We start from the raw sequence: 17249 nt of genomic DNA on the forward strand, positions 1-17249 counted from the left end.
TGGGGCGCAAGACCGGGGATATCGGACACCCCGTCTGTTTCGCCCCTATCCAGCAGAATAGAGCCGAAACCCAATTGCCGGCAACCATAGGGGTGCCTGCCGCTTCAGTCGGCGAGCGCGCACCCCGCACGCTTGATCATATCACGCACGATCAGCGGTGTGGCTGCCGTCTGCTGCCATCGGCCCTTTGGCTGCGCCTCCAGCGCGCGCCGCACCGCCTTGTCATCGAGAGTGATGCGGGTTGCGCACGCTGCAGGCGGCGAGCCATCCGTTTTTGCTGCAAAGTCCATGATGATAGCCGCGGTCTCTCCTACACCGGCGAGATAGGCGGTCAGAACCTGGCTCGCAGTGAGATTGGACGATGCCTGGTCGAGCATCGCCATGACCTGCGTGACCGAGATCTGCCCCTTGGCGGTGGACGCCGCCGCCATTGAGGCGGTGGCCAATCCAAGGGCGAAAGCTATGGACATGAAAAATGCGCTGGCCGTTCCAAGAAGGGGCATACCAAAATCTCCTGTGTCGGTTCGAAATTCGTATCTCGAAAATTTATTATTGTAAAACGATAATTTCTTGCTATTATTCTGGAAGAAAACTCACAGAGGTGCCCCATGAGCAATCTTTCTTCACTTGATATGCCTACGGCTGGACACATGCCGGCTCACCGCGCGGAGCGCATCCGGCGGCTCAGTAAAATCATGTCGGGTCTGTATCTCGCCACATCGGTGATCTTGACCGCAGGAACGCTCTACTACTGGTTTGCGACGCCGCCAGCCGATATACTGACAGCGGCCAAGCTACCGGTTACCGGGGTGGAAAATCTTGGTTTCCCGACCCGTCTTCTTGCTTTTCTCGTTTCGATGCTGCCACTGGCAGCGTTGATCTGGGGATTGAGGCAGGCCCAACGGTGCTTCAACGGCTTTGCCAAACAGCAGTTTTTCACGGCCGAAACCGTCGGCAGCCTGCGCGCTTTCGCAATGGCGGTCTTTGTATCGACGCTCCTTCAGCCCTTCGCCTATGCAGTCCTCTCGCTCATCCTAAGCTGGACCAACCCGGCCGGACTACGCACACTGTCCATCGGCATCAGTTCGGACATGTGGCTCGGATTGCTGTTTGCCGGAACCATCATCGTCATTGCCTGGGTGATGCGGGAAGCCATCGCGATAGCTGATGAAAATGCCCAATTCGTCTGAGGATAAGCCCATGCCCATCAAAGTCAGGCTCAATGTCATGCTGGCCGAACGCAATGTGAAATCCAAGGATCTTGCGGAGCATGTCGGAATAACGGAAGCCAATCTATCCCTGCTGAAACAGGGCAAGGTGAAAGGCATCCGCTTCGAGACCCTGGAGCGCATCTGCGACTATCTCGACTGCCAGCCCGGCGACCTCATGCGCTACGACAAGGAGGAGAGCTAGGCGGTGAAAATGGCCGGCACGTGCACTGGCCAGCGCCATGGCACAATTGCCACGAGATCATACCGCAATGACAGGTTCGCATAATCGGGCTGACGCACGAGCCAGAGATCGGCAGCCGCCTCAATGCGCCGCATGGCGGTCCAGGTCACCGCTTCCATCGCCTGTTCGAGTGTCGGGCGGGCCTTCACTTCAACGATGAGGACAAGATCGCCGCGCCGGGCAATGAGGTCAATCTCCCCCTGTTTGGTGCGGTGGCGCCGCGCGACAATGCGAAAGCCTTTCAGCATCAGGGCAAGCGCAGCAAAGTACTCGGCGGAGTGGCCGCGCCGGTAAGCCCTGTGTCGCTCGCCCGCGCCTGTCATTTCATTGCAAGCAACCGTTGGTAGAGTTCACCCTTCGGCCGGCCTGTCATGCGCGATGCTTCGCCCGCCGCCTTGGCCGGCGACATTTCAAGGACAAGCGCACGCAGCAGCGCATCGACATCATCGTCGGTACGGGCAATGTTCTGATCGCCCTCGGGCGGCCCGACAACAAGAACCACCTCGCCGCGGATGCGGTCCTCGCCATCGAATTCCGCCGCCAGTTCCGCCAGCGGCAAGGTGACCACGGTCTCGTAAGTCTTGGTCAGTTCGCGGCACAGCGATGCCTGCCGTTTCGGGCCGAACACCTCGACCATGTCCATAAGCGTGGCGGCGGCACGATTGGGCGATTCAAAAAACACCAGCGCGGCATCCAGCGTCTTCAGCGATTCAAGTTTCGACCGGCGCTGCCCCTGTTTCGACGACAGAAATCCGGCGAAGTAAAAGCTGTCAGTAAACAGACCCGAGGCCGTCAGTGCCGCCAGAACAGAAGATGCGCCGGGAATCGGCACCACGCGGATACCGGCGGCCTTGGCCTCCGGCACGAGGCGCCCGCCTGGGTCGGAGACCAGCGGGGTTCCTGCGTCGGAGACCAGTGCCACACTTTTCCCGGCAAGCAGGGCTTCGATCAGTTTGGGCCCGGCTTCGCCGGCATTGTGTTCATGATAGGCATAAGGACGGCGGGAAATACCGTATCTGTCGAGAAGAACACGGCTGACGCGTGTATCCTCGCAGGCGATCACATCGGCTGCCGCGAGCGTTTCGATGCCGCGCAGCGTCATATCGCCAAGATTGCCGATGGGTGTGGCGACGATGTAAAGCGCCGGCTCAAGCGGCCGGGCGCGAAACGCCGTGTTGCCGATCTGATAGTCCCGTTCCCTGGCTTCCCCGTCAGACACGTCGCACCCTCACGCTGCCAGATCAGCAATGACCGCATTCAGAACGATGGCGCCTTCGGGCGTCGTGCGGATGCGGCTGTTGCCGATATATTCGATCAGGCCCTGTTCGGCCAAGGAAATCACGCGCTTCTCCTTGACGCCATGGCCGGTCAACCGTTCATAGCGCGCAAGATCGATGCCTTCGACGAGCCGCAGGCCCATCAGCAGGAATTCATCGCCTTCCTGTTCCCCGCTCAGCAACTCTTCCTCGACAACGCCATGGCCATCGCTCTCGACCTTGCTGACCCAGGTTTCCGGGTGACGTTCCGTTATCGTGACCGCACGCTTGCCGTTCTCGATAAAGCGGCCATGGGCGCCGGGTCCGACGCCAACATACTCGCCATACCGCCAGTAGACGAGATTGTGCTGAGATTCGGCGCCGGGTGCCGCGTGGTTGGAAATCTCGTAGGCGGGCAGACCGCGCCGGGCCGTGACATCCTGCGTTTCCGCATAAAGCGCTGCCGCGTGATCGCCATCGGGCGTTAGCAGTTTGCCGGCTTTCCACAGCTGGTAGAAGGGTGTGCCTTCCTCAATCGTCAATTGATAGAGCGACAGATGATCGGCGGCGTAGGAGATGGCGCGGTTGAGCTCTTCACGCCATGCTTCGATGGTCTGGTCAGGCCGGGCATAGATCAAATCGAAGGACAGGCGCGGAAAAATATCACGCGCCAGACCGATTGCCACCAGGGCTTCCTCGACATTGTGCATGCGCCCGAGCCGCCGCAGGTCAGGATCGTTCAATGCCTGCACACCCAGCGAGACGCGATTGACACCTGCCGCACGGTAGCCGCGAAAACGGTTGGCTTCGACACTGGTCGGATTGGCTTCCAGCGTGATCTCGATATTGTCAGCCACGGACCAGTTCCTGGCGATCTCATTGAGCACCGACCCGACAGTCTCCGGCTCCATCAAAGACGGCGTACCGCCACCGAGAAAGATACTGGAAATCGTGCGCGGACCGGTGCGCTCGCGCATGGTCGCCATTTCACGGGCGAAGGCCGCGGTAAACCGCGGCTGATCCACCGGCTGGTGACGGACATGCGAATTGAAATCACAATAGGGGCACTTGGCCATGCAGAAGGGCCAGTGGACGTAAACGCCAAAGCCCCCTTCGTTCTCCTGGCCGCGCAGCAATGGGGTCATCAGGCCCCCAGACAATCGCGGGCAAAATGCTGGAAAGCCCGCGCACGATGCGACAGCGCGTCGGCTTCGCCGGGCTTCCAGCCATGTTTCTGCTCGGCGGTCATTTCCCCGAATGTTGCGTCATAGCCCTGCGGCTTGAACACCGGGTCGAAGCCGAAACCGGCAGTGCCGCGCGGCGGCCAGACGATCTCGCCTTCCACTTCGCCGCGATAATAGTTGGCTTCACCGTCAGGCCACGCCAGGCAGATTACCGAAACGAAACGTCCGCCGCGATCCCTGGCGTCAGTGATGCCCCGTTCCTGCAGCGCGGTTTCAACCTTTTGCATCCCATGGGCGAAATCCCGCTTGCCATCCGGCAGTTCCGCCCAGTTGGCGGTGTAAACGCCGGGGTCGCCATCCAGCGCATCGACACAAAGACCGGAATCATCCGAGAGCGCGACAAGGCCGGTCGCCTTGGCCGCCGCGAAAGCCTTGATGTAGGCATTCTCTTCGAATGTGGTGCCGGTTTCATCCGGTTCCGGCAGGCCGAGGTCGCCCGCCGACACCACTTCGAAACCGAAGGGGCCGAGCAGATCGATCATTTCCTGGATCTTGCCCTTGTTGTGACTGGCAACGAGCAGTTTGCCTTTTTCGAGTGTTCTCATGTCAGGTTCCATAAAGCCGGTTCGGCAAATTCAATCGAGTTTCCGGACGGATCGCGGAAATACAGGGAGCGGGCACCATTGGGCCAGTCAAATTCACTTTCGATGGCAATGCCATTGGCCTCAAGATGGGACTTCCAGCCGGAAATTTCATCCCGTGTTGCGCGAAAACAGACGTGGCCCGGCCCCTTGGCACCATGGGCCGGGATGGGAAGACCGCCCTTGGGCCTTTCCCTCAGCTTTTCCGCATCGAACAGGATCAGGACACCCGCCCCACAACGGAAAAAGACCGATTCATTGCCCGCCCGCAGGATGACGTCCAGTCCGAGTATATCGGCATAGAACCGTGCAGCCACGTCGATATCGGTCACATAGAGTGCTGTTTCCAGAATACCCGATGGCTGCATGGTGTTTTCCGCTTACGAGACCGCCATTTTCTGCAGGGAAACCAGCCGGGTGATGCCATTGCGGGCAAGCCCCATCAAGGCCAGCAGCTCGTCCTGCGAGAACGGTTCACCTTCCGCCGTTCCCTGCACTTCCACGATACCACCTTTGCCGGTCATGACGAAGTTGGCATCGGTCTGTGCCGTTGAATCCTCGGCATAATCGAGATCAATCACGGGCGTGCCGTCGGAGATGCCGCAGGAAATCGCCGCAACATGGTCCTTCAATACCTTTTCGACCTTGAGCATCTGGCGTGTTTCCATCCAGCGCAGGCATTCGTGCAAGGCGACCCAGCCGCCGGTGATGGCTGCCGTCCGGGTGCCGCCATCCGCCTGAATGACATCGCAGTCCACGGTGATCTGCACTTCGCCCAGCGCCTGCAGGTCCACGACGGCACGCAGCGAACGGGCAATCAGCCGCTGGATTTCCAAAGTGCGGCCGCCTTGCTTGCCGGATGAAGCCTCGCGGCGCATGCGGTCGCCGGTCGAACGCGGCAGCATGCCGTATTCCGCCGTTACCCAGCCTTTGCCGGTATTGCGCATCCAGCCCGGCACCTTTTCCTCAAGGCTGGCGGTGCACAGGACGTGTGTGTCGCCAAACTTGACCAGGCACGAGCCTTCAGCATGTTTGGAAACGCCGCGCTCGAAGGAAATGGCGCGCATTTCGTCTGGGGCTCGTTTGGAAGGACGCATGGAATGACCTCTTGAAAAATATGGTTGTCCGGCCTTTTAGAGCAACGGACGCTTAAATGGAACCATGAAGCAAAAGCTTTGATGATTGGACCGACAACGCCTATATTCCCTGGCAGAGAACAAGGGCGTCACACAGAATGAACAAGGCAGTTACTCCCGAACCATTGCAATCCCTCGACCAGCGGTCACGGGATATTTTCCGGCGCATCGTCGAGAGCTATCTCGGTGACGGCGAACCGGTGGGATCGCGCAACCTGTCGCGTATCCTGCCCGTGACGCTTTCCCCGGCGACCATCCGCAATGTCATGAGCGATCTTGAGCATCTCGGCCTTGTCTACGCGCCGCACGTGTCGGCGGGACGGCTGCCGACACAATTGGGCCTGCGGTTCTTTGTCGATGCCTTCATGGAGGTGGGCGACCTTTCCTCCGACGAGCGCAATTCCATCGAGGCGCAGGTGCGGGCGGGCGGCGAGGCCCAGTCGAGCGAGAACATGCTGACGCAGGCCAGCCAGATCCTGTCGGGCATGTCGCGCGGCGCCGGACTTGTGCTTGCAACCAAAGCGGAAGGCGCACTCAAACACATCGAGTTTGTGCGGCTGGAACCCACCAAGGCGCTGGCGGTGCTGGTGACCCAGAGCGGCGACATTGAAAACCGGGTGATCGACCTGCCGCCCGGCGTGACGCCATCGCAATTGATCGAAGCATCGAATTTCCTCAATGCGCATATTCAGGGCCGCACCATCACCGAAGCGCGCGTGGAAATTGCCCGCTTGAAGGACGAAACCCAGCAGGCGCTCGATGTCCTGTCGCAACACCTGGTCGAGCAGGGACTTGCGGTCTGGGGCGGCACGGGTGGCGGCCAACCGCCGCGGCTCATCGTGCGCGGACGCGGGAACCTTCTGGATTCCATCAACGCCGAAGCGGATCTCGACCGGCTGCGCCATCTGTTCGATGATCTCGAGACCAAGGAAGGCACGATACAACTGCTCGATCTGGCGGAAGCCGGATCGGGCGTGCGCATTTTCATCGGCTCCGAGAACAAGCTGTTTTCACTTTCCGGCTCATCTCTGGTCATCGCGCCCTATCGCGATTCGGAACAGCGGGTCATCGGCGCCCTCGGCGTTATCGGCCCCACCCGGCTGAACTATGCGCGCATTGTTCCGATGGTGGACTATACGGCGCAGCTGGTCTCACGACTGTTGCGATAGAGCGCGGATACTGCACTGGCGCTGTGCCGCCACGCGAACTTCCCCCGCTTCGGGCATTTGCACTTGATTTTCATGGCCTAAACCTCGATATCCAGCGCACATTCGATTTATGAACGGACAGGATAGATGACTGAAGAAAAGAAACATCATGACGCACCCGATCTCGATCAGCGCGATCTGAAGAATCCGCGCGACCGTGATGCGCTGAAGCGTGCCGCCGATGATTTTCTGAAATCGCGCAAGGCAGAGGAATATGCCATGGCGCAGGAAGAGGAAGAACAGGCGGAAGCAGCCAACAGTGTTGAACTGGATGCATTGCGCGGCGAAAACGGCGATCTGCGCGATCAGCTGCTGCGTCTGGCCGCCGATATGGAAAACCTGCGCAAGCGCACCGCCCGTGACGTTCACGATGCGCGTTCCTATTCGGTCGCCAATTTCGCCCGCGACATGCTTTCGGTTTCCGACAATCTGAAGCGCGCGCTCGAAGCCATTCCGACCGATGCCCTCGCCAATGGCGATGCAGGTTTCAAGGCACTGGCCGAAGGCGTGGAAATGACCGAGCGCTCGATGATGTCGGCGCTGGAACGCCACGGCGTCAAGAAGATCGAGCCGCAGGGCCAGCGTTTCGACCCGAATTTCCATCAGGCCATGTACGAAATTCCCAACGCCGACGTGCCGCACAACACGGTGCTGCAGGTGGCGCAGGCCGGTTTCGTCATCGGCGACCGCATGCTGCGCCCGGCACTCGTCGGCGTTTCCAAGGGCGGTCCGAAGCAGGCTGCCGGCGAAGGCCAGGCAGAGCCGGGTCCGATCAACCCGCAGGCGGAAAAAGACGCATAACCATAGCGTCATCTCAACGGCAAAGGCCAGATTCCGGCGACGGGGTCTGGCCTTTTTAATTTAGCTGTTTACGCTCCGTATTGGCCATGTTCTACCTTTTATATGGAGGGGAACAGCCGATGACATCGATTCAGATATTCAATTATGCGGGCGTTTTTGTTTTCGCCGCGACAGGCGGCCTCGCCGCCTCGCGCCGCCAGCTCGATATCATCGCTTTCGTGTTTCTGGCTGCGGTAACGGGCATCGGCGGCGGCACCCTGCGCGACCTCATCCTCGGCGTCCCCGTCTTCTGGGTCCGGGAGCCCGGCTACATCCTCGTCTGTGCTGCTGCGGCAATCATCGTCTATTTCTCCGCCAATCTCCTGGAATCGCGCTACCGGCTTCTGCTGTGGCTCGATGCGCTGGGGCTTTCGGCCTACAGCGTCATGGGCGCTGCAAAGGCGCTGGCGCTCGGTTTCAGCCCGACCATTGCCGTTGTGACAGGCATTTTGACGGCAACATTCGGCGGCGTGCTGCGCGATATCGTTTCCGCGGAACCGTCGGTGCTGATGCGGCGCGAGATCTACGTCACTGCGGCGCTTGCCGGCTCGGTCGCCTACACGCTGCTGCTGGGGCTTTCGGCGGGGCCGGAGGTTTCGGCCCTGTTCGCCGCGCTGACCGCCTTTGCGGTTCGCGGCGGCGCGCTTTATTTCGGCTGGACCCTGCCGAATTACCACAAGGTGGGCCGCACGCCTGAAGAGCTCAAGCGTGACGGCATTGTTCGATCAGAGTAAACCGGCCTGCTGGGCTGCCACTTTCAGATTTTGCGCCGGACGCGGGCCGATCTGCTGGATCACGAGGCCAGCGGTCAACGAGCCGAGCCGCGCGCAATCGGTCAACGAGCGGCCATTGGTATAGCCGAACAGGAAGCCCGACGCATAGAGATCACCCGCACCCGTCGTATCGACAAGCTCGGCGATCTCGATCGCCGGAACGGCAACGGTTTCGTCCTTCGAGACAACCACCGAGCCCTTTTCCGAGCGGGTGATGGCGGCGAGCTTGCAATCCTTGCGGATGGCATCAAGTCCCTTCTCAAAGTCGTCGGTCTGGTACAGAGACTTCAGTTCCGCCTCGTTGGCGAAAACAATATCAACCGTGCCGGAACGCATCAGCTCAAGGAATTCCTCGCGATAGCGATCCACGCAGAACGGATCCGACAGGGTCATCGACACTTCGCGCTTGTGCTCATGCGCGATTTTCGCCGACAGGCGGATGGCTTCCTTTGCCCGGGGCGGGTCCCAGAGATAACCTTCGAAATAGGTGACCTTGGCTTCCGATACCTTGGAGCTTTCCACGTCTTCCGGTCCAAGCTCGACGCAGGCCCCGAGATAGGTGTTCATGGAGCGCTCGCCATCCGGCGTAACGAAAATCATCGAGCGGGCCGTGGGCGGCGGCGCTTTCAACACGCGCGTATCGAAGGCAACGCCCTGCGCGCGGATATCATGGGTAAAGATGTGGCCGAGCGGATCGTCGGCAACCTTGCCGAAATAGGCGGCGCGGCCGCCAAGGCTGGCAACGCCAGCCGCCGTATTGCCAGCACTTCCGCCAGAAGCTTCGATGGCCGGTCCCATGCGCTCATACAGAAATTCCGCACGGTCGGCATCGATCAGGTTCATCGCATTCTTGATGATACCGTTCTTGACGATAAAATCGTCATCCGTGCGGGCGATGATATCGACAATGGCATTGCCGATGCAAAGCACGTCATAACTCGACATGAAAACTCCAGGATTGATTCAATTGCAGTTCTTGGCCTCTGGTTCGCCAAGTCCTAGCCGGAACAGCGGGCCTTGACTACCCCTAATGCGCGGGGCGCCTTGTCTGCACCGGACGCGCTCCTTATGTCCCAAACATTGGAAAGACCGGAAAGGAAGAACGGTACCATGATTTTTGACAGCGCCCAGGCCGCAGCAAGTCACCTGTTCCGGCCGGAATTCCGTTCTGTCCTGTGGAAGTCTCTCGGAATGACCGTGCTTCTGCTGATCGGTGCCTGGTTCGGGCTGCGGGAACTCTTTGCCTTGCTGGCATTGCCCTTTTTCGATCAATGGATGCCGGACCTGCCATCCTGGGCCGGGTGGCTTGGCTTTATCGCCGGTGTATTCGCCAGTATCGCCCTGGCGCTGGGGCTGGCACTGCTGATCGCGCCGGTTTCGGCCATCGTCGCCGGATTGTTTCTCGACGATGTGGCTGAAGTTGTGGAAAAGTCGGATTACCCGCTCGATCCGAAGGGCCGCCCGCTCCCGGTGCTGCGCTCCTTCGTGCTTTCGCTGAGATTCCTCGGCGTCGTTATCCTCGGCAATATCATCGCACTGCTGATGCTTCTCATTCCCGGCGTCAACATCATCGCGTTCTTCGTGGTCAACGGTTATCTGCTCGGTCGGGAATTCTTCGAATTCGCCGCCATGCGGTTCCGCCCGGAAATGGAAGCCAAGGCGCTGCGGTCGAAACATGCAACGACGGTTTTCCTGGCCGGTCTCGTCATTGCGGCCTTCATGGCCATTCCGATCCTCAACCTTTTGACCCCGCTGTTTGCGGCCGCCATGATGGTGCATCTGCACAAGGCAGTGGCTCAATCGGAACCACCCGCAGGGCTGCGCTAGAAAACCTGTGGGGGCAACGGTACCAACGGCGCCGGCAGTTCCGATGTCTTTTCCGCGGCCTTGCAGATATCGGCGATGACGCAGGCCGTGCATTCGGGCTTGCGGGCCTTACAGACATAGCGGCCGTGCAGGATCAGCCAGTGATGGGCGTGATAGAGATATTCCGCCGGAATGATCTTCATCAATTTGGCTTCCACCTGATCCGGTGTCTTGCCCGGCGCGAGACCCAGCCGGTTGCCGATCCGGAATATATGCGTGTCGACAGCCATCGTCGCTTGCCCGAACGCCATGCTGAGCACCACATTGGCGGTCTTGCGGCCGACACCGGGAAGCTTGACCAGCTCGTTGCGATCATCCGGCACCTCGCTGCCATAGTCGCGGATCAGGGCTTCCGACAGGGCAATGACGTTTTTGGCCTTATTGCGCCAGAGGCCGATGGTGCGGATGTATTCGCCGACAGCTGCCTCGCCGAGATCCCGCATCTTTTCTGGCGTATCGGCAACCTTGAATAGAGCGCGGGTTGCCTTGTTGACGCCGACATCCGTCGCTTGGGCCGAAAGCGCAACCGCTACCAAAAGGGTAAAAGCATTGACATGCTCGAGCTCGCCCTTGGGTTCCGGCCGCTGGATCGAGAACCGGCGAAAAATCTCGTGGATTTCAGCGGCGGTATAGCGCGTACCAGCGACAAGGCGCGGCCGCTTCACCGGCTTTTCGGCGATGTCACTCACGTCAATCTGATCAAATTTGCTCTTGGGATTTTCCATGACCCTTCTATACTCAAGCGTCATGAGCCAAACAATGAACCCAATTGACGCTGCTGCGCACAATGAGGAGGAAATTTTCCGTGCCCTTCTGGTGCCGCACCGGTCGCTTGGCCGCAGAGGCTTTCTCATTGTCATGGCCGCGATCGGCGGGAGCAGTTTTCTGACCGGCCTTTTCTTCCTGTCGCTGGGAGCATGGCCGGTTTTCGGCTTTTTCGGCCTTGATGTCCTCCTGATCTATCTTGCCTTCCGGATGAACTACACCGCGGCAAAAGCGCATGAGGAGGTCAGCGTTTCAAGGATCGCGCTGCAGATCAGGCAGGTGGCGCCGTCAGGCCGGACCAACTTGCACGAATTCAACCCGTTCTGGACCCGGTTCAATGTCGCGCGGCACGCGGAAATCGGCATCACCTCCATGCGCGTGGAGGGACAGGGCAAGGCGGTGACGATCGGCTCGTTTCTCAATCCCGATGACCGGGAAAGCTTTGCCATGGCATTCACCCGGGCCCTGGCCGCGGCCAAGGGCCGGTAGTTTTCATAGCACGCAAGAATCGGGTGGCAGATCAGGCCCCTGCATGGTCATATGACACTCAACATGAATTGAAAGCCTGATCTGCCTTTGCGACGCAACGCATCGGATCATGCCGGAATGAGGTAACGACCATGAAACCGCATGCCATCCTTCAGAACGATATCACGCCTTCGGGCAATGACTATGCCATTGTCAGCCATATCATCGAGCGGATCAGTGAGGATTATCGCGACCAGCCATCGCTCGAGGTCCTGGCCAAGGAGGCAGGACTTTCACCCACGGCCCTGCAGAAGCTTTTCACCCGTTGGGCGGGCCTGTCGCCCAAGGGCTTTCTGCAGGCCGTAACCATCGATCATGCCCGCCGGCTGCTCGACGAGGGCATGCCTTTGCTGGAGACGGCGCTGGAAACCGGCCTGTCGGGGCCCAGCCGCCTGCACGACCTGTTCGTCACCCATGAAGGCATGTCGCCGGGCGACTACAAGACCCGCGGCGCGGGCCTCGTCGTCCGTTACGGCTTCCATATCTCGCCCTTTGGGCGAGCACTGGTGATGGTGACGGATCGCGGGCTGGCGGGTCTTGCCTTTGCCGATCAAGGGCACGAGCGTGAAACCATGGAAGATATGACATCCCGCTGGCCCAATGCCACCTATGTTGAAGACCTTGGCGCCACGTCGCCCTATGCGGCACGGGTGTTCAACCCGGCTGAATGGCGTTCGGACCGGCCGCTGAAAGTGGTGATGATCGGCACTGACTTCCAGCTGCGTGTCTGGGAAGCCCTGCTGAAGGTGCCGATGGGCAAGGCCTGCGCCTATTCGGACATTGCCCAGGAAATCGGCTCGCCCAAAGCCTCCCGCGCTGTCGGTGCTGCGGTGGGCGCCAACCCGATTTCCTTCGTGGTTCCGTGCCATCGCGCTGTCGGCAAATCCGGCGCCCTCACCGGTTATCACTGGGGTCTGACCCGCAAGCGCGCCATTCTCGGCTGGGAAGCCGGGCAGATGGGCGAGGGCACGCAACTCGACATGGCCCGTTCCGGCTGATCGCCGGCTCCTCCCGAGACACGCATCAAGGCCCGGCAGCAATGCCGGGCTTTTGTCGTTTCAACGATGCGATCACATCGACCAAGCCGGACAGAAGCGTCTCGCACTCTTCATCCGTACCGATGCTGATGCGCAGATAGTCGTCTATGCGCGGTTTCGGGAAATGCCTGACCAGAATGGCCCTGCTTCTCAGCTCGGCAGCGACCTGCGCGCCGGGCAGCACGGCATGGCGTGCAAACAGAAAATTGGCCGCCGACGGAAGAACCTCAAACTGCAGCGCGCGCAAGGCGACGGACAATCTTTCCCGGGTGGCCACGATCCGTCCGCGTTTGTCCTCGAACCACGCCCGGTCCTCCCAGGCGGCAACCGCTCCCGCGATGGCGAGACGGTCGAGGGGATAGGAGTTGAAACTGTCCTTCACCCGGTGCAGCGCTTCAATCAGCGCTGGCTGCCCGACGGCAAAGCCAACGCGCAGACCGGCCAGCCCGCGCGACTTTGAAAAGGTCTGGGTCACGAGCAGATTGGGGAAGCGTGCGACCAGGGGGATTGCACTCTGTGCACCAAAGTCCACATAGGCTTCATCGATCACCACGACCTGATTGGGGTGATCGGCAAGCAATGCCTCGATTTCCGCCAGGGGCAAGGCCGTGCCGGTGGGGGCATTCGGATTGGGCAGGATGATTGCGCCGCATGCCTGCCGGTAGTCGGCAATGCGGACCGCCATCGTGTCATCGAGCGGAACAGCCCGAAAGTCTATTGCGTAGAGACGGCAATAGGTCGGAAAGAAACTGTAGGTGACATCCGGAAACAGCAAGGGCCTGTCGTGTTTCAGCAATGCCTGGAACACGTGCGCCAGCACTTCGTCAGATCCGTTGCCGACAAAAACGTGATCGGCGTCAAGCCCATGGCTTTTGGCGATGGCTTCTCTCAGCCTGTACGCCGTTGGATCGGGATAAAGCCGCAACGCTTCCGTCGTCTCGGCTGCTATGGCCGCCAATGCGCGCGGTGACGGACCATATGGGTTTTCGTTGGTGTTCAACTTGATCAGATCGGGTAGCACCGGTTGCTCTCCCGCGACATACGGGGTCAATGTGTGCACGAGAGAACTCCAAAAACGGCTCATCTAAATGTCCAGTACTGCGTTGGCCGGGTGATCGCGATTCAAGCGAACAGTGCGTGTCGATTCCCGTACCATGGCAAAAACAGGCTTTTGCAACAATCGAAATCCCAGCCATTGCGCTGCATTGAAGAAACTTTCGGGCAGGCCTTGACCTTCCAGTTACTGGAAGAATTACCTTTGCATCACTATCTTCCCGTACATGTCGAAAGTTCCATCATGAAACATGACCATCACGACCACGATCACGCTCATAGCACCCATGGCCACAGCTGTTGCAGTACGCACGCGGCGCAGGCTGAGGTCGTGCGCGATCCGGTCTGCGGCATGCTGGTTGACCCTACGGCCGGCAAGCCGACGGCGGAGCATGCGGGCCGGGTGTTTCACTTCTGCTCGGCGGGCTGCCACAAGAAATTCACGGCCGACCCGGAGCCTTACCTGACGGCGATCGATCCGGTCTGCGGCATGACCGTCGACCGAGCAACGGCAAAACACTTCCTGCGGCACGACAATGAGAAATATTATTTCTGCTCGGCCAGCTGCATGGCGAAATTCGAAAAGGCGCCGCAGGATTATCTCGGCGACAGGCCGGCACCGAAGCCGATGCCCGCGGGAACCCAATATACCTGTCCGATGCATCCGGAAATCGTCAAGGACGGCCCGGGGTCATGCCCGCTGTGCGGCATGGCGCTCGAACCCATGGGCATACCCACCGGGGATGAAGGCCCGAACCCTGAGCTTGTGGATTTCACCCGCCGGTTCTGGATCAGCGCGCTCTGTTCCATACCGCTGCTCTTCATCACCATGGGGCCCATGCTTGGCCTGCCTTTCCGCGACTGGATCGGGGAAAGCCGCGCGATCTGGCTGGAACTGGTCCTCGCCACCCCGGTTGTCCTCTGGGCGGCCATCCCCTTCTTCGAACGCGCCTGGGCATCCCTCGTCAACCGCAGCCCGAACATGTGGACGCTCATCGCCATCGGCGTCGGTGCGGCCTATGCGTTCAGTGTCGTGGCAACACTCGTCCCCGACATTTTCCCGCATGCCTTCCGCATGCATGGCGGCAGTGTGCCGGTTTATTTCGAGGCGGCAGCCGTTATCGTTACGCTTGTCTTCCTCGGACAGATCCTGGAGCTGAAAGCGCGCGAGCGCACCGGGTCCGCCATTCGCGCCCTGCTTGACCTTGCGCCCAAAACCGCGCGCCGCGTGGCGGCAGACGGGACGGAAAACGATATCCCGCTGGACGAGGTCGTGGCCGGTGACCGGCTGCGGGTCCGTCCGGGTGACAGTGTGCCTGTGGATGGCATTGTGCTGGAAGGCCGTTCGTCCATCGACGAATCCATGCTGACGGGCGAACCGCTGCCGGTTGAAAAGACTGAAAACGATACGGTGACCGGCGGCACGCTCAACCGCAACGGCACGCTGCTGATTAAGGCGGAGAAAGTGGGCGCCGATACGGTCCTGTCGCAGATTGTCGGCATGGTCGCGACCGCCCAACGCTCACGCGCGCCGATTCAGGGTCTGGCGGACCGCGTCGCCAGCTATTTCGTGCCAGCGGTGGTTCTCGTCGCCATCGTCGCGTTCATCACCTGGGCTTGGTTCGGACCGGAACCCGGCATGATCTACGGCCTTGTCGCGGCCGTCTCGGTGCTGATTATCGCCTGTCCCTGCGCGCTTGGTCTCGCAACGCCCATGTCGATCATGACGGCAACAGGGCGCGGCGCGCAAGCGGGTGTGCTGATCAAGGATGCGGAAGCGCTGGAACGTTTTGCCGGTGTCGATACACTGATCGTGGACAAGACCGGCACTCTCACCGAAGGTCGACCGAAACTCACCGATATCGTGACTGCAGGTGCGCTGACCGACGACCAGTTGCTGATTCTTGCCGCCAGCCTCGAAAAGGGCTCGGAGCATCCGCTTGCCGAAGCCATTGTCGAAGGTGCGAAAGCCCGCACTCTCACCCTGCTCAAGGCCGAAACGTTCGAAGCGGTCACCGGCAAGGGCGTTTCCGGCGGCATCGGCGGGCAGTCCGTTGTGCTCGGCAACAAAGCCATGATGCAGGACGTTGGTGCCGACATATCCGCCCTGAGCGAAAAGGCCGATGCACTGCGGACTGGCGGCAAGAGTGTCCTGTTCATGGCCGTCGACGGCAAGGCCGCCGGCATCATCGCGGTCGCCGACCCGATCAAGGCCACGACGGCCGAGGCAATCCGCCTGCTGCACAAGGCTGGCCTCACCATCATCATGGCGACCGGCGACAACAAGATCACCGCTCAGGCGGTTGCTACCCGGCTCGGTATCGATGAAGTGCGCGCCGACATGATGCCCGAGAGCAAGAAGCGGCTGGTCGATGAGCTCCGGGCCAAGGGAGCCAAGATCGCCATGGCCGGTGACGGCGTCAACGATGCCCCGGCGCTTGCCGCGGCCGATGTCGGCATTGCCATGGGCACGGGCGCCGATGTCGCGATGGAAAGCGCGGGCATTACTCTGGTGAAGGGCGACCTCAACGGCATTGTCCGTGCCCGTCATCTTGCTGATGCAACCATCCGCAACATCAAGCAGAACCTGTTCTTCGCTTTTGTCTATAATGTGCTGGGCGTGCCGGTTGCGGCGGGCGTGCTCTATCCCGTCTTCGGCGCCATGCTTTCGCCCATGCTGGCGGCAGCGGCAATGAGCCTTTCCTCCGTATCGGTCATTGCCAATGCATTGCGGCTGCGGACACTGAAACTGTGAGGTTCCCATGAATATCGGCCATGCATCGGAAAAATCGGGCCTCCCGACCAAGACCATCCGCTATTACGAGGATATCGGGCTGCTGAAGCCCGACCGGTCCGACAACGGCTACCGGGATTATTCGATGTCGGATGTGCACAAGCTGCGTTTCCTGCAACGCTCGCGCGGGCTTGGATTTTCCGTGGAAGAATGCCGCCAGCTCCTGGCGCTCTACGAAGACAAGGAGCGCGCGAGCTCCGATGTCAAAAGCATCGCCCGAACGAAACTGAAGGAAATCGAGCGCAAGATCACCGAACTGCGCGAACTGCAGCACACCTTGCAGCACCTGGTCGCCCATTGCCATGGCGACCAGCGGCCGGACTGCCCGATTCTGGAAAGTATTTCCGGTACGGCTGACGCTTAAGCCAGAGTAGAGACCACATCGGCCGAAATGCGCAATTCGCGCAAGGGGCGAACCACCGCTGTGGTTTCACTGTAGATCGGGTGTGCCTTGTAGGCGGCCAGCGCCTCGGCGCTGGCGAACTCGCCATAAACGACAATATCGATTTCACCCGAGATCGGATCGGTCTTGGTGTTCTTCATGACCTCGAACACGAGGGAGTGCGGAATTTCTCCAAGCCGCTTGAGACGCGTATGGATCGTGTCGACATCATCCGGATTGCGGGCGCTGAAGAATACAATATGGCGGATCACGGTCTTGTTCCTGCTTGATCGAACTGGCGCGGACTTTTAAAGCACCCGCCTTCGACGTCAAT

The 17249-nt window shown here is 60.2% G+C and carries 21 protein-coding genes; 10 read left to right on the forward strand and 11 right to left on the reverse strand.

Annotation, left to right across the window (positions count from 1 at the left end):
* Positions 1–104 precede the first annotated feature (104 nt).
* Positions 105–503, reverse strand: coding sequence for a chlorophyllide reductase (locus ACP7B1_RS00295; protein ID WP_346306157.1), 399 nt, complete (start codon positions 501–503; stop codon positions 105–107).
* 147 nt (positions 504–650) lie between these two features.
* Here ACP7B1_RS00295 and ACP7B1_RS00300 point away from each other — a divergent pair, with 147 nt between their 5' ends.
* Positions 651–1190 carry a DUF2975 domain-containing protein gene (locus ACP7B1_RS00300; RefSeq protein ID WP_346306156.1) on the forward strand — a complete coding sequence of 180 codons (540 nt, stop codon included), beginning with the start codon at positions 651–653 and terminating at the stop codon, positions 1188–1190.
* 10 nt (positions 1191–1200) lie between these two features.
* Positions 1201–1413, forward strand: a complete 213-nt coding sequence (locus ACP7B1_RS00305; protein WP_105734015.1) for a helix-turn-helix domain-containing protein — start codon at positions 1201–1203, stop codon at positions 1411–1413.
* Here ACP7B1_RS00305 and ACP7B1_RS00310 read toward each other — a convergent pair.
* From ACP7B1_RS00310 to rph, 6 genes are read right to left on the reverse strand one after another with little or no spacing between them, the layout of a single operon-like run.
* Positions 1410–1775 (reverse strand): YraN family protein, encoded by a 366-nt coding sequence (locus tag ACP7B1_RS00310; protein WP_346306155.1) that lies wholly within the window; start codon positions 1773–1775, stop codon positions 1410–1412. The two genes, ACP7B1_RS00305 and ACP7B1_RS00310, sit on opposite strands and share 4 nt — an antisense overlap.
* Positions 1772–2671: a 16S rRNA (cytidine(1402)-2'-O)-methyltransferase gene (gene rsmI, locus ACP7B1_RS00315; protein ID WP_346306154.1), complete on the reverse strand. Its 900-nt coding sequence runs from the start codon at positions 2669–2671 to the stop codon at positions 1772–1774. The genes ACP7B1_RS00310 and rsmI overlap by 4 nt, the downstream gene beginning before the upstream one ends.
* 9 nt (positions 2672–2680) lie before the next feature.
* Positions 2681–3853, reverse strand: a complete 1173-nt coding sequence (gene hemW / locus ACP7B1_RS00320; RefSeq protein ID WP_346306153.1) for a radical SAM family heme chaperone HemW — start codon at positions 3851–3853, stop codon at positions 2681–2683.
* Positions 3853–4497 (reverse strand): RdgB/HAM1 family non-canonical purine NTP pyrophosphatase, encoded by a 645-nt coding sequence (rdgB, locus tag ACP7B1_RS00325; protein ID WP_346306152.1) that lies wholly within the window; start codon positions 4495–4497, stop codon positions 3853–3855. Before rdgB ends, hemW begins: the two co-directional genes overlap by 1 nt.
* Positions 4494–4901: a VOC family protein gene (locus tag ACP7B1_RS00330; protein ID WP_223614053.1), complete on the reverse strand. Its 408-nt coding sequence runs from the start codon at positions 4899–4901 to the stop codon at positions 4494–4496. Before ACP7B1_RS00330 ends, rdgB begins: the two co-directional genes overlap by 4 nt.
* Positions 4902–4913: 12 nt before the next feature.
* Positions 4914–5630 (reverse strand): ribonuclease PH, encoded by a 717-nt coding sequence (rph, locus tag ACP7B1_RS00335; RefSeq protein WP_223614052.1) that lies wholly within the window; start codon positions 5628–5630, stop codon positions 4914–4916.
* Between the two features lie 137 nt (positions 5631–5767).
* Here rph and hrcA point away from each other — a divergent pair, with 137 nt between their 5' ends.
* From hrcA to ACP7B1_RS00350, 3 genes are all read left to right on the forward strand, one after another.
* Positions 5768–6838: a heat-inducible transcriptional repressor HrcA gene (gene hrcA / locus ACP7B1_RS00340; RefSeq protein WP_346306151.1), complete on the forward strand. Its 1071-nt coding sequence runs from the start codon at positions 5768–5770 to the stop codon at positions 6836–6838.
* A gap of 126 nt (positions 6839–6964) precedes the next feature.
* The gene (gene grpE / locus ACP7B1_RS00345; RefSeq protein ID WP_346306150.1) at positions 6965–7678 is read left to right on the forward strand and encodes a nucleotide exchange factor GrpE; all 714 of its coding nucleotides are present in this window, start codon (positions 6965–6967) and stop codon (positions 7676–7678) included.
* Between the two features lie 119 nt (positions 7679–7797).
* Complete coding sequence (locus tag ACP7B1_RS00350) at positions 7798–8451, forward strand: trimeric intracellular cation channel family protein (protein ID WP_223614049.1); 654 nt, start codon at positions 7798–7800, stop codon at positions 8449–8451.
* Here ACP7B1_RS00350 and ACP7B1_RS00355 read toward each other — a convergent pair.
* Positions 8443–9435: an adenosine kinase gene (locus ACP7B1_RS00355; RefSeq protein ID WP_346306149.1), complete on the reverse strand. Its 993-nt coding sequence runs from the start codon at positions 9433–9435 to the stop codon at positions 8443–8445. The two genes, ACP7B1_RS00350 and ACP7B1_RS00355, sit on opposite strands and share 9 nt — an antisense overlap.
* Positions 9436–9600: 165 nt before the next feature.
* Here ACP7B1_RS00355 and ACP7B1_RS00360 point away from each other — a divergent pair, with 165 nt between their 5' ends.
* A complete protein-coding gene (locus ACP7B1_RS00360) occupies positions 9601–10317 on the forward strand; it encodes a sulfate transporter family protein (protein ID WP_346306148.1) in 717 nt (238 codons plus the stop codon).
* On the opposite strand, the gene nth is transcribed toward ACP7B1_RS00360, so the two are convergent.
* Positions 10314–11081 (reverse strand): endonuclease III, encoded by a 768-nt coding sequence (gene nth / locus ACP7B1_RS00365; RefSeq protein ID WP_346306147.1) that lies wholly within the window; start codon positions 11079–11081, stop codon positions 10314–10316. The two genes, ACP7B1_RS00360 and nth, sit on opposite strands and share 4 nt — an antisense overlap.
* 34 nt (positions 11082–11115) lie before the next feature.
* Between nth and ACP7B1_RS00370 the strand changes: the two genes are divergently transcribed.
* On the forward strand, positions 11116–11610 hold the full coding sequence (locus tag ACP7B1_RS00370) for a DUF2244 domain-containing protein (protein WP_346306146.1): 495 nt from the start codon (positions 11116–11118) through the stop codon (positions 11608–11610).
* A gap of 131 nt (positions 11611–11741) precedes the next feature.
* Positions 11742–12647 carry a bifunctional helix-turn-helix domain-containing protein/methylated-DNA--[protein]-cysteine S-methyltransferase gene (locus tag ACP7B1_RS00375; RefSeq protein ID WP_346306145.1) on the forward strand — a complete coding sequence of 302 codons (906 nt, stop codon included), beginning with the start codon at positions 11742–11744 and terminating at the stop codon, positions 12645–12647.
* 25 nt (positions 12648–12672) lie between these two features.
* Here the strand turns inward: ACP7B1_RS00375 and hisC are convergent, their stop codons facing one another.
* The gene (hisC, locus tag ACP7B1_RS00380; RefSeq protein WP_346306144.1) at positions 12673–13770 is read right to left on the reverse strand and encodes a histidinol-phosphate transaminase; all 1098 of its coding nucleotides are present in this window, start codon (positions 13768–13770) and stop codon (positions 12673–12675) included.
* 213 nt (positions 13771–13983) lie between these two features.
* Here hisC and ACP7B1_RS00385 point away from each other — a divergent pair, with 213 nt between their 5' ends.
* Both ACP7B1_RS00385 and cueR read left to right on the forward strand, forming a co-directional pair.
* Positions 13984–16494, forward strand: coding sequence for a heavy metal translocating P-type ATPase (locus tag ACP7B1_RS00385; RefSeq protein WP_346306143.1), 2511 nt, complete (start codon positions 13984–13986; stop codon positions 16492–16494).
* A 7-nt stretch (positions 16495–16501) separates the two neighbouring features.
* On the forward strand, positions 16502–16897 hold the full coding sequence (cueR, locus tag ACP7B1_RS00390) for a Cu(I)-responsive transcriptional regulator (protein WP_346306142.1): 396 nt from the start codon (positions 16502–16504) through the stop codon (positions 16895–16897).
* Here the strand turns inward: cueR and ACP7B1_RS00395 are convergent.
* Positions 16894–17187: a Dabb family protein gene (locus ACP7B1_RS00395; RefSeq protein WP_223614040.1), complete on the reverse strand. Its 294-nt coding sequence runs from the start codon at positions 17185–17187 to the stop codon at positions 16894–16896. The two genes, cueR and ACP7B1_RS00395, sit on opposite strands and share 4 nt — an antisense overlap.
* Between the last annotated feature and the right edge of the window lie 62 nt (positions 17188–17249).

Source organism: Phyllobacterium sp. SL163, assembly GCF_049896885.1.
Lineage (GTDB): Bacteria > Pseudomonadota > Alphaproteobacteria > Rhizobiales > Rhizobiaceae > Phyllobacterium > Phyllobacterium calauticae.

What these genes read in the sequence shown, in the direction of transcription:
- ACP7B1_RS00295 (WP_346306157.1), bottom strand. Translation starts at nt 503, where the DNA reads ATGCCCCTTCTTGGAACGGCCAGCGCATTTTTCATGTCCATAGCTTTC.
- ACP7B1_RS00300 (WP_346306156.1), top strand. Translation starts at nt 651, where the DNA reads ATGCCGGCTCACCGCGCGGAGCGCATCCGGCGGCTCAGTAAAATCATG.
- ACP7B1_RS00305 (WP_105734015.1), top strand. Translation starts at nt 1,201, where the DNA reads ATGCCCATCAAAGTCAGGCTCAATGTCATGCTGGCCGAACGCAATGTG.
- ACP7B1_RS00310 (WP_346306155.1), bottom strand. Translation starts at nt 1,775, where the DNA reads ATGACAGGCGCGGGCGAGCGACACAGGGCTTACCGGCGCGGCCACTCC.
- hemW (WP_346306153.1), bottom strand. Translation starts at nt 3,853, where the DNA reads ATGACCCCATTGCTGCGCGGCCAGGAGAACGAAGGGGGCTTTGGCGTT.
- rdgB (WP_346306152.1), bottom strand. Translation starts at nt 4,497, where the DNA reads ATGAGAACACTCGAAAAAGGCAAACTGCTCGTTGCCAGTCACAACAAG.
- ACP7B1_RS00330 (WP_223614053.1), bottom strand. Translation starts at nt 4,901, where the DNA reads ATGCAGCCATCGGGTATTCTGGAAACAGCACTCTATGTGACCGATATC.
- rph (WP_223614052.1), bottom strand. Translation starts at nt 5,630, where the DNA reads ATGCGTCCTTCCAAACGAGCCCCAGACGAAATGCGCGCCATTTCCTTC.
- hrcA (WP_346306151.1), top strand. Translation starts at nt 5,768, where the DNA reads ATGAACAAGGCAGTTACTCCCGAACCATTGCAATCCCTCGACCAGCGG.
- grpE (WP_346306150.1), top strand. Translation starts at nt 6,965, where the DNA reads ATGACTGAAGAAAAGAAACATCATGACGCACCCGATCTCGATCAGCGC.
- ACP7B1_RS00350 (WP_223614049.1), top strand. Translation starts at nt 7,798, where the DNA reads ATGACATCGATTCAGATATTCAATTATGCGGGCGTTTTTGTTTTCGCC.
- ACP7B1_RS00355 (WP_346306149.1), bottom strand. Translation starts at nt 9,435, where the DNA reads ATGTCGAGTTATGACGTGCTTTGCATCGGCAATGCCATTGTCGATATC.
- ACP7B1_RS00360 (WP_346306148.1), top strand. Translation starts at nt 9,601, where the DNA reads ATGATTTTTGACAGCGCCCAGGCCGCAGCAAGTCACCTGTTCCGGCCG.
- nth (WP_346306147.1), bottom strand. Translation starts at nt 11,081, where the DNA reads ATGGAAAATCCCAAGAGCAAATTTGATCAGATTGACGTGAGTGACATC.
- ACP7B1_RS00370 (WP_346306146.1), top strand. Translation starts at nt 11,116, where the DNA reads ATGAACCCAATTGACGCTGCTGCGCACAATGAGGAGGAAATTTTCCGT.
- ACP7B1_RS00375 (WP_346306145.1), top strand. Translation starts at nt 11,742, where the DNA reads ATGAAACCGCATGCCATCCTTCAGAACGATATCACGCCTTCGGGCAAT.
- hisC (WP_346306144.1), bottom strand. Translation starts at nt 13,770, where the DNA reads ATGAGCCGTTTTTGGAGTTCTCTCGTGCACACATTGACCCCGTATGTC.
- ACP7B1_RS00385 (WP_346306143.1), top strand. Translation starts at nt 13,984, where the DNA reads ATGAAACATGACCATCACGACCACGATCACGCTCATAGCACCCATGGC.
- cueR (WP_346306142.1), top strand. Translation starts at nt 16,502, where the DNA reads ATGAATATCGGCCATGCATCGGAAAAATCGGGCCTCCCGACCAAGACC.